We start from the raw sequence: 13,096 nt of genomic DNA, 5'->3' as shown, positions 1-13,096 counted from the left end.
TAGAATTAACGGTGCTTAACCATAGGGTTATCCCGCTTCTCATCGCTCTTAGGGATGCCTATTTGCCCCAACCAACCGTTGGGCTTTCGCTCCATGTGCCGGAGCAGGTTGAAAGAACCGGGTCGGGCAAACATCCGACACCCCATCTGGCAGACAGGATGGCAACCCCGGTCAACGTGTCAGTATGCCAGGTGATCAGAAGGGCATTGGCCTTGGCACCAACCGAAAGATGCGCCGGGACAAAGGGGAGGGGCGCGGGGGAGGCGTCTGCATTCCGGCCCGCCCGGTCAATCTGCGCTCTCGTCTTGCCGGAAAATTGTCATCAGGCCTTGTTTGAGGATCTCGTCTGCAGACAAAATTTGCGGGTGTTTAGCTGTATTTGCGTGAGATATGCTTGGTGATCTCTCCTGACAGAATGCTGTCAGGAGCGGTTTGATAAGGTGATCCTCATCACAGCGCTTGAGGAGAGCTTCCATGACTTTTGCACCCGATCACTTCACCGTCTGGATGGAGATTCCCGTCTCCGATCTGGACAAGGCAGTCAGCTTTTACAATGACGTTTTCAAAACGGAGCTTAGACGTGTCGCTGACATGGGACCCAATGAGATTGCAATCTTTCCAACGAAAGAGCAGGGCGGGATTGCGGGGCACCTTTATCCGGGAAAACCCGCGCAGAGCGGAACCGGCCCAACCATTCATCTCGCTTGCCCCGACACTCTGGAAGAAACGATGGAGCGGTTTGCCGCCAATGGTGGACAGATCATCTCCGATCCGGCGGCGATCCCGGCAGGTCGGTTTGCCTATGGCATCGACCCGGACGGCAATTCCATTGGCTTGTTCGCACACTGACGCACCCCAAACAGGATGCTGGCTGCCAGGGCAGCCAGCATCATGAGGCGCGCCGACCGTCTGTTCCAGATCGTGCAATATCTGCGCGGTGGCCGGCTCGTGCGGGCGCGTCAATTGTCCGAATGGCTGGAAGTATCCGAACGCACCATCTATCGCGATGTAGCTGACCTTCAAGCCTCCGGCGTTCCGATCGAAGGGGCTGCCGGTGTCGGCTACATCATGCGCGATGGCTATGAATTGCCACCCCTGATGTTCACGCGGGACGAAATTGTCGCTCTGTTGGCCGGTGCGCGTCTGATCCGCGCCTGGGGCGGCGCGGCCATGGCGCGGGCGGCCGAAGAGGCAATGATCAAGATCGATGCCGTTCTGCCCGACAAGATGCGGGTGCGCCAGAATGAGCTCGAGATCCACGCCTTCGCACCGGAAATGACACCGCAAATCCGCGCGCACATCGATTTTCTGGAAGCCGCTGCCGATGGCCGCAAGCGACTGTCCATTGCCTATAGCGACAGCGAGGGCAAACCGACCAACCGGGCGATACGCCCCCTCGGACTGTGGTTCTGGGGCAAGGTCTGGACACTTGTTGCCTGGTGCGAATTGCGACAGGACTTCCGCATGTTCCGGCTGGACCGGATTTCAGAAATGCGTGAGATGGGAGACCGGTTCAAGCCGGAGCCCGGCAAGACGCTGAAGGATTTCTACCGGGGCATGGAACAAGACCGCCAAGGTAAATCCTCAGGGTAACGACGGCGCGGAAGGCCCGTTTTCTCAACCGGAAATCGGTGAAGCTCTTTGAGGGCTGACGCGAGCGCCGCGCGGGCAGCGCAGCGGTCAACGCAGGGAAGCGTAGCCGCTGCCGAAGATTTCCCGCAGCAGCTTGCGCTTCATCGCCTGCGCGTAGTCGTCGTAACTGGCGGCCACCTCGACAAAAGCGCCAGGCCCCTTGATGACCTGGGTTCGGTAGTAGCGCACCGGTGTTTCGTCTGCGCCCGAAATCACAAGGCCGTTGACGGTGATTTCCTTGAAGTCGAAGGCTCTGTAGGCGCTGCCGGGGCCGAAACCCTCATTGTTGATGCCATCACCGGCAACATCGACCACCTTTCGCCCGCAAGAGACAGGTGCTTTCCGCATCAAGGTGGAGGCATGGCCGAGTGCGTAACCGAGCGCTGTCGGAAACTCCGTGTAGCCTCTCGGCGCGTGGCGAAGGATCTCTGCCGCATTCTCGGCGCTTTGCGCATCGGATAGATAGCTCCACCCGAGCTGGAGCTGTTGCTGGTACCGGCCGCTCCATTCGAAACTGGCGACCCAGATACCGCCGACAGCCTCTATTGCCTGCACCACATCGGGATCGCTCAAGGCATCCGCCAGGCCGTTAAGCTGCAACGCGTGTTCTCGGGCGTCGACACTGGCCGATCCGTCCATGGCCAGAACAAGCGACAGGGAGCAGGCCGCTGCCGGGGCAGGGGTCAGGATCAAAGGCGCGAGGCAAACCACACTGCAAGTCCGCCGCAAGACATTGCGCAACGCGCTCATTCCGAGGCGGCGATGATCAATCTGCAAGTGCGAAGGGCGGCCAGTCATGAGGGCATTTTACTGGATCCTGGCTCGAATGGAACGCAAATAAATTGGCCGTGCATCCGCGCGGCGTTCAATTTCCCGGCACGGCAGCGGTCACGTCAGATCAGCCGAAAGGCCGCTATCCTGCTGGTTCCGCCAGAACAATTCAGAGTGTCTTGCGGAAGACGGCCGCGACACGACAAGCCTGCATGATCGGGCGTCTTGTCGTGATGTTCTATGTTGCAGTGCAAGTTTTTTGGCTTAGTCTCTTGAAATTGCTGAAATATCTGGGCAGGGTTAGGGCATGTATGCATCCCATGGGTTTTTGCGGTCGGACATTGGCGACGTCGATGTCGTTTATCACGACGGCGTCTATCATCTGTTCCATCTGGTGCTGCCCAATCACGACTTCATCGCACACGCTGTCAGCACGGATGGCATGACATGGCGGCGCGTCAAGAACGCGCTTTTCGTCGGTGAGCCGGGGGAATGGGACGATGACATGCTTTGGACAATGCATGTGACGCCCGATCCGGACCGAAAGGGCGAATGGCGCATGTTCTATACGGGCCTTGCCCGCGCGGAATATGGCCGGGTGCAGCGGGTCGGGCTGGCACGGTCCAAGGATCTGTTCAACTGGGAGCGCTGCAACCACGGCAACTACCCGCTGGAGGTTCCAGGCCCGCTATATGAAAGCTCCGTTGACGAAGGTCGGCAGTGGGTCAGCTTTCGCGATCCCTTTTTCTATATGGACGAAGAAACGGGCGAGCGCTTGTTGCTGGCCTCTGCCAGAGTGAAAGAGGGACCCGTCATCCGGCGCGGCTGCGTCGGACTTGCGCGGGAGACGAAGGCAGACAAATTCTCCTTCGAGGCGCCGCTCTATAGGCCCGGACTATATGACGACGTCGAGGTGCCGAACCTTTTCCAGCTCGACGGTCGCTATTATCTGATGGGCTCGATCCGCGAAGATACCAAGATCCATTACTGGTATGCCGAGACGATCGATGGTCCCTATCAGAACTTTTTCGACAACGTGATCCTGCCGACAGGCAACTATGCGGGCCGGATCTGCCGCACGCCTGACCGTTTGTTGCTGTTCAATTTCTTTTCCAAGACGGAATACGTCTACGGGCGCGAGCTCGTGAAGAAGTTGCTGCCGCCACCCAAGGAACTGGTGACCGACAGTGCCGGCCGGCTGAAGCTGAAATCGAATTCCGACTTCAACAATCTGGTGACGCAGTGTCAGGTCGTGACGGCGTCCTATCAGTGCAAGGTCCTCTATTCCAATCCGCACGCGTCGGCCGTTGATCGGCCGGACGGGCTGCATCTGTCCTGCGCAAGCGGCTATGAGGCGTTCATTCTGCCCGGCAAGCACGAAGACTTCCGCCTGAAGGCGCAGCTGATGCTGGAGGGCCTGGGCAAGACCGGGCTTGTGCTGCGGATGAACGACGAGGGCGACGGCTATTATCTTTCGCTGGATCTCGTCAACGGCATCGCCCAGATGCGGGCGTGGGGCGCAAATCCGACACCGGAATTCGAACACGCTTTCCGCTATGAACCGCTTCAGGAAGCGCATTTCCGCGGCAGCGATCATGGCCCTTGGCAGATCGAGGTCGTGGCGCACGGCCTCTACTTCGAGTTTTCCATCGACGGTCATGTGGTGCTGTCCCTTGTCGACGACAGTTTCATAGAAGGCGGCATCGGTTTTTACACGGAAAGCGCGGCGGTCTGTTTGAAGGACCTTGTTGTCGAAACACTGAGCCGCCCGGTGTCGGAGCACACGATCGAACCCGTTTATTCCGTCACGCATAGAGCGCCCGACCAGGAAGGGGAGATCCGGTGACCGCTGAGACGGGCACGACCGATACCTGGCTTCTGGTGAGTGACATTGACGACACGCTGACCGGCAACCATGCGGATCTGAAACGGCTTTGGCATCAGCTTCAGCAGGCCGGGCCACATCTGAAGCTGGCTCTCAACTCCAGCCGCCCGGCAGACAGCGTCGACCGGACCCTTTCCGAATATTTTCCAGAGAGCTTCGAACCGGATGCAATCATCACCGGTTTGGGAACTGAAATTCGTCTTGGCCGTTTGTTTCTGGAAAGTTGGCAAAACCGTTTTGCTGACTGGCCTGATGGAGAGGTTCGCGCAATCGTGCGGAAATTGGGGTATGCTGCACACGACGACGCGTTCCAGACGGACGGCAAGGCGAGCTTTGCCGTCGCGGGAAAGGACGGCGTGGACGCAATTCTTGCCGAACTTCGGAAAGAGGGTATCCCCTTCAGGCATATTTATTCAGGAACCAGTGACCTGGATATTCTCGCCCCCGGCGCGGGCAAGGACGCTGCCATGCGACATCTCGCAAGCTATCTCGGCATTCCAATGAAACGTACGATCGCCGCTGGCGATTCCGGCAATGATCTTGCGCTGTTCGAAGCAGCAGGCAAGGCCATCGCAGTCGGCAATGCCCGGGAAGAGCTGCTTGCGGCCCTGCCGCGTGACAAGACCTATATCGCATCCGGCCACCACGCTGCCGGTGTGCTGGAAGGGTTGACGGAGATGGGTCTGCTGCCACAGCGGTCAGTCTGACCCGGTCTTCAAAAGGCCGTTGCCTGATGTGACGCGGGCGGGCCGATGAGCAAAAAGAGCAAAAGAACGCTTGGGACGCTGGAGAGCAAAGCACACGAACAAGGTAACAACACATGAACAAGCACAATATCGGTTCCCTTCTGATGATCTCGCTGCACGGTTACGTCGCCGGATCACCGGAACTGGGCAAACCGGATACCGGCGGCCAGGTGGTCTTCGTACTGGAATTGGCAAAGCGTTTCGCGCGGCTCGGCTACCGGGTCGACGTGATGACGCGCCAGTTCGAAGACCAGCCGGCCGAGGATATCATCAACGATAACCTGCGTGTCGTGCGCGTTCCTTTCGGAGGATCCGACTTCATCCGCAAGGAAGACATGCACGACTGGTACGGTGACTTCGTCACCAATGCGCTGGCGATGATCCGCCATCGCAAACTGAATTACGACGTAATCAACTCCCATTACTGGGACGCAGGCGTGTCGGGCCAGAAGATTGCCGAGGAACTGCAGATCCCGCACATTCACACGCCGCATTCGCTCGGTTGGTGGAAACAGCACGACATGGTCGGCGCTGGCGAGGAAGAGATGACCGGGTACCGGTTCAAGGAGCGGATCCAGAAGGAATTCGTTCTGTACCGCAACTGCGATCACATCATTGCCACCACCGAACAGCAGACCGATCTGATCGTGGAGCAATACCAGCTGCCGCGTGAGCACATCACCATGATCCCACCGGGCATCGATGAAGGCCGCTTCACGCCAGCGACGCCGGATGTGGTCGCGGAGGCGCGCCGAAAACACGATTTCAAGGAAACGGACATCTACGTTGTCGGCCGCGCCGCCGAGAACAAGGGCTATGACCTGATCATCGAAGCCTTGCCGAGCCTTCTGAAGCTGCAGCCCGACGCGCGGCTGGTGTTGGCTGCCGGTGCGAATTCCGACAGCGACAAGGCACTGCTCGCACAATGGAAGGAGATTGCCGCTTCCCTTGGAGTTGCCGATGCCATCAGCTGGCGCGGCTATGTCGAGGATGAAGATCTGGCCGACTTCTACCGTGGTCCAGGCATTTTTGCTCTGCCGTCCCGTTACGAGCCCTTTGGCATGACTGCCGTGGAGGCGATGGCTTGCGGCACACCAACGGTCGTAACCATTCATGGCGGCCTGTTCGAGCAGATCGAATTCGGCCGGCATGCCCTGGTTGCCGATCCCAAACGACCGGAAGAATTCGCGGCAATGCTGAACATGCCGATGCAATACAGCTGGATGCGGGAAACCCTGTGTGTCGAAGGCGCCCGCTTCGCCCGCCGTGTGTTCGGCTGGACCGGTATCGCACGGCGGACACTGCAGGTGTTCGAACAGTTCAAGGGCCGGTACGACGACCTGCAGTCCGACGATATTGCGGTGGGCTGACAGGTTGCCGGAAAGATGTCTGCATGAACAAGGAATGCTGAAGATCTCCAAACGACCGGTTCAGCTTGCGTTCAGGTTAAATTGATTACACCTTGCGCATGAATTCCTGAGCAGACCGGAATCGGAACCGTGAAACAGATATTTGCCTTTTTGATAGTGACCTTCGCCGTCATCGCGCCGGTGCAGGCGGCCTGTCTGTCCCAGTCGCAGGCCCGCGATGCCGTGGCCAGCGGCAAGGCCGCCCCGCTTGGGGCGGTTGCAGGGCAGGCGGGTGGTGAGATCGTCAAGGCGCAGCTCTGCCAGCAGGGCGGAGGATACGTTTACCGGTTGTCGGTCCTGAAGGGCGGCAAAGTGACAACAGTCACAGTCAATGCCAGCAGGTGATTGGTAGAAGCGACATCATTCTGCCGACTTTGGACCGGCTGATCTGGTTACGGCTCCATCATTCGTAAAGTTGAATTTCATGCGCATTCTTGTTGTCGAAGACGATACCGATTTGAACCGCCAGCTTGTGACTGCCCTGGAAGAGGCCGGTTACGTGGTCGACAGTGCGACGGATGGCGAGGACGGTCATTTTCTCGGCGATACGGAGCCTTATGATGCCGTTGTCCTTGACCTCGGTCTGCCGTCCCTCGATGGCCTGTCCGTTCTGGAAAACTGGCGCCGCGACGGGCGGACCATGCCGGTTCTTATTCTGACCGCGCGCGACCGCTGGTCGGACAAGGTGGCCGGCATCGACGCCGGCGCGGATGACTACGTCGCAAAGCCCTTCCACATGGAAGAAGTGCTTGCCCGCGTTCGTGCGCTTGTGCGCCGGGCCGCCGGGCATGCCTCCAACGAACTGACCTGCGGCGCGGTCCGGCTGGATCTGAGGTCCGGCCGTGTCACGGTGGACGGCAGTGCGGTCAAGCTGACCTCGCATGAATTCCGGCTGCTGTCGTATCTGTTGCACCACCAGGGCAAGGTCATTTCCCGGACCGAACTGACGGAACATCTCTACGATCAGGATTTCGACCGCGATTCCAATACGGTGGAAGTCTTCGTCGGCCGGTTGCGCAAGAAAATCGGCTCGGACATGATCGAAACCATCCGTGGGCTCGGATACCGCCTGGGAGCGGCGAGTGACTCCTGAGACCGCGGCCAGCGGGAACGGCCAGCCATTGAACAAGCCACAACGATCGCTTGCTGCCCGCCTCGTCTTTGTGGCTGCTGTCTGGTCCACCATCGCACTTGCCATTGCCGGTGTGTTTCTGGTGAGCCTGTACGAAAGAGCGAGCGAGCGTGCGTTCGATGCGCAGCTCGAGGTTCACATCAAGGCGTTGATTGCCGAAATGCTGGCAACCAATGCCGACCAGGACACCACGACCCTGGCCGCGCCGGCCTATCATGGCGATCCGCGGTTCTCCCTGCCATTGTCCGGGTGGTACTGGACCGTCCGCCGTGCAGACAGCCCGTCAATCCTCTATGCATCGGAGTCGCTCGTCGGCGATCCCTTGAATACGCCGCCTATCGGCCAGGACGAAGCCAACGCAGGCTTCATCATTGGTCCCACAGGTGATGAAATCCGTGTCTTGCAGCGAAGGATTTCGGTTGGCGACACGAGCTACGTGATTGCCGTCGCCGCTGCAACTGCCGGGTTCTGGGCGGATATCTACGAATTCGCCCGGCTTGTCGCCATCACCCTGTGCATTGTCTGGCTCGGGCTCATTCTTGCGATCTTCCTTCAGGTGAAATTTGGCTTGCGGCCGCTAGCGCGCTTGCGCGCGTCGCTTTCGGCCGTGCGGCAGGGCGAGGCCGACCGCATTGATGAGGCCTTGCCGCGCGAAATCGCACCTCTGGCTGTGGAACTCAACGCGCTCATCGTGTCGAACAAGGAAATCGTCGAGCGGGCCCGCACGCACGTGGGTAACCTTGCCCACGGGCTGAAGACGCCGCTGTCTGTCATTTCCAACGAGGCGAGGGCGGCCGGAGGCCCCTTGGCACAAAAGGTGTCGGAACAGGCATCAGTCATGTCCACGCAGATCCAGCATCACCTGGAACGGGCACGCATGGCGGCCCAGCGGCGGGTCATCGGGGTTTCCTGCGAGACCGAGCCGGTTCTTGCCCGTCTGATCCGGGCCATGGGCAAGATCTATCAGGAAAAGGGTGTCGAGGTCGGTTTCACGCAGACAGAGGCACTCCGTTTTCGCGGTGAAAGCCAGGACCTGGAAGAGATGAGTGGCAACCTGATCGACAATGCCTGCAAATGGGCTGGTTCCAGGGTGCAGGTGCAGGTGGCACCGTTGAACGACCCTGCCACCAACCGGGACATGTTCACGATAACGGTTGAGGATGATGGTCCCGGATTGACGCCGGAACAGCGGGCCGAAGCTGTCAAACGCGGACGGCGACTGGATGAGACGGTGCCCGGAACGGGGCTGGGACTTTCGATCGTGGCCGACCTTGCCGCCCTTTACGGCGGCTCCTTCACCCTTGACAGTTCCTCGCTCGGAGGGTTGAAGGCACGCCTTGTTCTGCCTGCACTCAGCAAGGAATAGGGGATTTGTCGAAGGATCGGTGGCGCTGCCCTTGCGGGACTGTGATAGGATGTGATGCAAATCTCGGCAATAAAGACATGTTTGTGGCCAAGTTCGGCCACAAATTGAAAATATCACTGATTCATCCGCCGGTTCCAGCCGGTTTCACGCCTTCTAGCGCATTCGGTTTGCGCTAGCCTATGAAAATGGTCAGCACTCGGATTTCAGCTGCTCCCGGTTGAAATCCTCGGAACTTGGAGCTTTCAAGTATGCGTCTGCGCGGTGCCTCGTGTCTTGGTCTTGCCTTGGTTCTGGCGGGTTGCTCCATGACATCCGGATCGAAAGACAGCAACGCTTGGGGAACCTTTTTCGGTGACCCGAACGCGAATGTGGCAGGCTCTGAGGCGAATACGGCCATATCCGTGCTCGTGAACAACGAGTTCGGCGACGCGCTTGAGCCGTCGGACCGCAGGGCGGCGGAAGATGCCCAGAACCGGGCACTGCGCGCTCGCGGGCTCGGTGTTTCGGTTGCCTGGCAGAATGATCGCACCGGTCGTAGCGGACAGGTCCGCCCCGGACCGGTCTATTTCGTCAACGAGACGAGCTGCCGGGAATTCACCCACGAAATGGTCCTTCAGGGCCGGACATTGCAGGCGCGCGGTACGGCTTGTGAAACCGATCAAGGCAACTGGCAGGTGATCGGCTGATCCTGCCGGCTCATGAAACAGGTTTGAATGAGGCTGCGCCGTGCTGGCGCGCAAGCCCGGGGCCTTGAAATTTCCTGCAGTTTTTCTAAACACTTGCTTAAGTCTCTGTCGTTAAACTCGCCGTGAAACAGATTGCGATGTTGACGCTGTGAATGGCTTATTCAGACCAGCTTGAAAGCAAAATCAAAACCTACCTGAGCAGTCTGAGCCCTAAGGCGGTTGAGGCTTTGGTCCGGAATTTGGAACGTGCCAAGGGTCAGAAACAACCCGACCCGCACATCCAGCTTGTTCTTGCCGCAGCCGTTGCCCTGATCCGTAAACCGCAGTCGACGGCGCCGGGAATGCCCGGCGGTGCGCAGCGGCGCGGCCAGATACAGCGCATGTTCTTCATGCCGCTCGACGATTTTCTGATCAACGAGATGCTGCCGGCCCGGCAAGAGGGCCGCATTCAGCGCGGCATTCTGGACCGTGTCTGGAACTGGCTCAGCCGCGACGTGATGGCTGCCGATATCCGCCTCGTTCTGGAACAGGCCGGCAATGCCTCTGTCAGCGGCGAGCGGGTGGACGCTCTCGTTCAGGCGCTGCGTTCACGTGCCGTGGATGCCATCGGAGACATGCTCCATCGTGCGGAGATATCAGACAAAGACAAGCGCCGCATGGCCGTCGAGCTGGGCGGTGATCGCGGCATTGCGGAACTTCGCGACATCCAGAAGATTTTCGCGGCGGAGCGCTGGCTCGTTCCTTTCCTCCAGAACATACCGGATCGCATCAACGAACACAGGCTGAAGCAGGACACCGATGTTCTGCGTCTGGTCGACAAGTGCTCCGCGCGGTTTCCCGACCACGTCTCCGTGATCGCCGCCGCCCTTGTGGATCGCTCCGATATGCCGTCGGCCCTTTGCGCTTTTGCGGGGCGTCTTGCGGGCGACACCGATCCCAAGGCAATTTCCCAGTCACAGTTCGCGCCTTTCGTGGATGTGGTCATGAGCGAGGCCGAACGTCTGCAGATCCTGGCGCTGGAACATCGCAACAACAATCCGGATCCCGTTGCCTTCTCTCAGGCCCTGTCGGAGTACCACACGCTGGTGCGCGGTGTTGAGCGCGACATGGATCTGACGGTCACCGGCAGGTGGCACAAGCGTCTGGCGGAAACCAAACGCAGCATTTCCAGTGTCGTCACCCGCGAATTGAACAGCGCTCATGGCAATGTGCGCCGGGCTCTGCAGGTGCCTAAAATCGACAAGGACGGCAAGCTGCAGATCGATCAGGCCGCGATTGATGATGCCGTGCGCACGCTGCGTGTCGTTGAAATGGTGCGCAACGCGTCCGAGACCTTTGCGGTCAACGAGATTGGCAAACGCACCCGCCAGGCGGTCGAGCAGACGCTTGAAATCCTGACCCGGTCGTTGATCACCGATCTTGGCAAGGCCAAGGGGCCGGCACTGGAGGCACAGGCGGCCGCGGCCGACGTCGCCATCATGCTGTCGGAGATCTATTTTGGCGACGATTATGCCTCTCAGCTGCGCCGCAGCCGGCAGTCTGCCTACGCAAAGGCCAGCGTGAATGCGGCCAGCGCGAATACCGGTCCCAGTCCGGAGCGCAAATTGGTTGCCAGCGCTCTCGGGCGCCACTGACGGTTTCCTTCAAGCCCGTTCTTCCTCGCGCCGGAATGACATTTTCGGCCAAGTTTGTTGGAACCTGGTTTTACCCACGAAAACGTGGGCACCGCGACCGCCGGTCACAGTTCAGCCACCTTGCTTTTGCCCCCATTGAATTGTCTATAGTGCGCCATGGTGTTCTGGATCCTGATTGCCCTGTTGACCGGGGCTGCGACATTGTCCGTACTCGTTCCCCTGTCGCGCTCTCGGCGAGGCCAGGAGGCCGCGCCCGCGCGTGCGGATGAGGCTGTTTACCGTGAGCAACTGGCCGCGATCGATAAGGAACTCGAACGGGGTCTGATCGATACCGAAGCAGCCGAGGCCGCGCGAACGGAAATTGCGCGCCGGTTGCTGGCCGCGCATGACAGGGGCGATGCAACGAAACAAGGCGGTCCACGGACTGGCCGGCTGAAGCTGGCCCAAGGTCTGGCCTTGCTGGCTCTGCCGGTCCTGGCTTTCGGACTTTATATCCTTCTTGGCTCTCCCGGTCTTCCTGACCAGCCGTTGCTCAGCCGTCTCAATGCGCCGGCTGAAGAACAATCCGTGGACCTGCTGGTCGCCCGCGTGGAGCGCCATTTGACGGAAAATCCGGAAGACGGACAAGGATGGGCCGTGATTGCTCCGGTCTATATGTCCCTTGGCCAGCCCAAGGCTTCCGCGAAGGCCTATTCCAATGCGATTCGCATTCTCGGGCCGCGGCAGACCTGGCTGACCGACATGGGCGAAGCCCAGACGATTGCAAATCAGGGGCTTGTGACCGCCGAAGCCCGCGCCGCTTTCGAGCAGGCTGTCGCGCTTGAACCCTCAGCGGTCAAGCCTCGTTTCTTCCTCGCACTTGCGCTGGGCCAGGAAGGCCGAAAGGAAGAGGCCATTGCCGCCTGGCAGGCTCTTCTTCAGGGGGCTGACGAAAATGCGGCCTGGGTCGGCGCCGCCCGCCAGGAAATGGCGAGGCTCACCGGTGAGGTGCCGGGAAGCGACACCTTGCGCGGCCCCTCGCAGGAAGAAGTCGCCGCGGCCAGTGAAATGGCGGCGGAAGACCGTCAGGCCATGATCTCGAACATGGTTGCCGGCCTTGCCGAACGCCTTTCGACGGAAGGTGGATCGGCAGAGGAGTGGAACCGGCTGATTCGTGCCTATATGGTCCTGGGAAAGAAACAGGATGCGGAACAGGCCCTCACGGCGGCGTTGTCGGCCTATGCTGACAAGCCTGAGGACTTGTCCATGATCAAGGACGCTGCAAGCAAGCTTGGTCTATCTGACGGTTGAGTGGCGAATCTGCTGCGGCCGGTGCAGTTGTGCCGGGAAAATGAAAATCGGACGCTTGGCTGATGACACGCAAACAAAGACGATTGACCCTTATCGGATCGGCAGGCGCGGTGCTGGCTGTCGCGCTGACGCTGATATTGATCGCGCTCAGAAGCGAGATCGTATTTTTCCAGAGCCCGACTGAAATCACCCAGAACGGTGTGGCGCCCGGTCAGCGCATCAGGCTCGGTGGTCTGGTCGAGGAGGGGTCGGTGGTGCGCTCCGACAATGCACATGTGCGCTTTCGCGTGACCGATACGGCCAACACGGTTGCCGTCACCTACAAGGGCATCCTGCCGGACCTGTTCCGGGAAGGGCAGGGCGTCGTAACCGAGGGTGTGGTCGGGTCGGATGGTGTCTTTGTTGCGGACAGCGTGCTGGCCAAGCATGACGAGAACTACATTCCCAAGGAAGTGGCCGAAGCGCTGAAGGCGCAGGGGCACTGGCAAGGTGAAGAAGGCAGCACGAACTGATTGTTCGCACGGCCGGTGAGGAAGAGGAACGGA

General features: G+C 59.7%; 13 protein-coding genes. 12 read left to right on the top strand and 1 reads right to left on the bottom strand.

Going from position 1 to position 13,096, the window contains the following annotated elements; genetic code table 11:
• The first annotated feature begins 474 nt into the window (after positions 1 to 474).
• Both FMN63_RS13945 and FMN63_RS13940 read left to right on the top strand, forming a co-directional pair.
• Complete coding sequence (locus FMN63_RS13945; RefSeq protein ID WP_148584562.1) at positions 475 to 849, top strand: VOC family protein; 375 nt, start codon at positions 475 to 477, stop codon at positions 847 to 849.
• Positions 850 to 891: 42 nt separating this feature from the next.
• Positions 892 to 1,593: a helix-turn-helix transcriptional regulator gene (locus FMN63_RS13940; protein WP_148584561.1), complete on the top strand. Its 702-nt coding sequence runs from the start codon at positions 892 to 894 to the stop codon at positions 1,591 to 1,593.
• Positions 1,594 to 1,680: 87 nt separating this feature from the next.
• Here FMN63_RS13940 and FMN63_RS13935 read toward each other — a convergent pair whose 3' ends face one another.
• Entirely contained in the window at positions 1,681 to 2,430 is a 750-nt protein-coding gene (locus FMN63_RS13935; protein WP_209001114.1) for a DUF1194 domain-containing protein, read from the bottom strand.
• Between the two features lie 280 nt (positions 2,431 to 2,710).
• Between FMN63_RS13935 and FMN63_RS13930 the strand changes: the two genes are divergently transcribed.
• From FMN63_RS13930 to ccmE, 10 genes are all read left to right on the top strand, one after another.
• Positions 2,711 to 4,249 (top strand): glycoside hydrolase family protein, encoded by a 1,539-nt coding sequence (locus FMN63_RS13930; protein ID WP_148584560.1) that lies wholly within the window; start codon positions 2,711 to 2,713, stop codon positions 4,247 to 4,249.
• Positions 4,246 to 4,995: an HAD-IIB family hydrolase gene (locus FMN63_RS13925; RefSeq protein ID WP_148584559.1), complete on the top strand. Its 750-nt coding sequence runs from the start codon at positions 4,246 to 4,248 to the stop codon at positions 4,993 to 4,995. The genes FMN63_RS13930 and FMN63_RS13925 overlap by 4 nt, the downstream gene beginning before the upstream one ends.
• A 113-nt stretch (positions 4,996 to 5,108) precedes the next feature.
• Complete coding sequence (locus FMN63_RS13920) at positions 5,109 to 6,404, top strand: glycosyltransferase (RefSeq protein ID WP_148584558.1); 1,296 nt, start codon at positions 5,109 to 5,111, stop codon at positions 6,402 to 6,404.
• 129 nt (positions 6,405 to 6,533) lie between these two features.
• Entirely contained in the window at positions 6,534 to 6,788 is a 255-nt protein-coding gene (locus FMN63_RS13915) for a PepSY domain-containing protein (protein WP_209001113.1), read from the top strand.
• Positions 6,789 to 6,867: 79 nt separating this feature from the next.
• Positions 6,868 to 7,536 carry a response regulator gene (locus FMN63_RS13910; protein ID WP_148584557.1) on the top strand — a complete coding sequence of 223 codons (669 nt, stop codon included), beginning with the start codon at positions 6,868 to 6,870 and terminating at the stop codon, positions 7,534 to 7,536.
• Positions 7,526 to 8,941, top strand: coding sequence for an ATP-binding protein (locus FMN63_RS13905; protein ID WP_286192637.1), 1,416 nt, complete (start codon positions 7,526 to 7,528; stop codon positions 8,939 to 8,941). Before FMN63_RS13910 ends, FMN63_RS13905 begins: the two co-directional genes overlap by 11 nt.
• A 248-nt stretch (positions 8,942 to 9,189) precedes the next feature.
• Positions 9,190 to 9,627: an RT0821/Lpp0805 family surface protein gene (locus FMN63_RS13900; RefSeq protein ID WP_148584556.1), complete on the top strand. Its 438-nt coding sequence runs from the start codon at positions 9,190 to 9,192 to the stop codon at positions 9,625 to 9,627.
• Between the two features lie 239 nt (positions 9,628 to 9,866).
• A complete protein-coding gene (locus FMN63_RS13895; RefSeq protein WP_209001112.1) occupies positions 9,867 to 11,261 on the top strand; it encodes a hypothetical protein in 1,395 nt (464 codons plus the stop codon).
• 156 nt (positions 11,262 to 11,417) lie between these two features.
• Positions 11,418 to 12,551 (top strand): c-type cytochrome biogenesis protein CcmI, encoded by a 1,134-nt coding sequence (gene ccmI / locus FMN63_RS13890; RefSeq protein ID WP_148584554.1) that lies wholly within the window; start codon positions 11,418 to 11,420, stop codon positions 12,549 to 12,551.
• 62 nt (positions 12,552 to 12,613) lie between these two features.
• A complete protein-coding gene (gene ccmE, locus FMN63_RS13885; protein WP_148584553.1) occupies positions 12,614 to 13,063 on the top strand; it encodes a cytochrome c maturation protein CcmE in 450 nt (149 codons plus the stop codon).
• Positions 13,064 to 13,096: the final 33 nt, after the last annotated feature.

Origin of the sequence: Stappia sp. BW2 (assembly GCF_008107695.1) — a bacterium.
Taxonomy (GTDB): domain Bacteria; phylum Pseudomonadota; class Alphaproteobacteria; order Rhizobiales; family Stappiaceae; genus Roseibium.
This window is presented reverse-complemented; position numbering and strand designations above follow the sequence as displayed.

What these genes read in the sequence shown, in the direction of transcription:
- ccmE (WP_148584553.1), top strand. Translation starts at nt 12,614, where the DNA reads ATGACACGCAAACAAAGACGATTGACCCTTATCGGATCGGCAGGCGCG.
- FMN63_RS13920 (WP_148584558.1), top strand. Translation starts at nt 5,109, where the DNA reads ATGAACAAGCACAATATCGGTTCCCTTCTGATGATCTCGCTGCACGGT.
- FMN63_RS13940 (WP_148584561.1), top strand. Translation starts at nt 892, where the DNA reads ATGAGGCGCGCCGACCGTCTGTTCCAGATCGTGCAATATCTGCGCGGT.
- ccmI (WP_148584554.1), top strand. Translation starts at nt 11,418, where the DNA reads ATGGTGTTCTGGATCCTGATTGCCCTGTTGACCGGGGCTGCGACATTG.
- FMN63_RS13945 (WP_148584562.1), top strand. Translation starts at nt 475, where the DNA reads ATGACTTTTGCACCCGATCACTTCACCGTCTGGATGGAGATTCCCGTC.
- FMN63_RS13910 (WP_148584557.1), top strand. Translation starts at nt 6,868, where the DNA reads ATGCGCATTCTTGTTGTCGAAGACGATACCGATTTGAACCGCCAGCTT.
- FMN63_RS13900 (WP_148584556.1), top strand. Translation starts at nt 9,190, where the DNA reads ATGCGTCTGCGCGGTGCCTCGTGTCTTGGTCTTGCCTTGGTTCTGGCG.
- FMN63_RS13930 (WP_148584560.1), top strand. Translation starts at nt 2,711, where the DNA reads ATGTATGCATCCCATGGGTTTTTGCGGTCGGACATTGGCGACGTCGAT.
- FMN63_RS13935 (WP_209001114.1), bottom strand. Translation starts at nt 2,430, where the DNA reads ATGACTGGCCGCCCTTCGCACTTGCAGATTGATCATCGCCGCCTCGGA.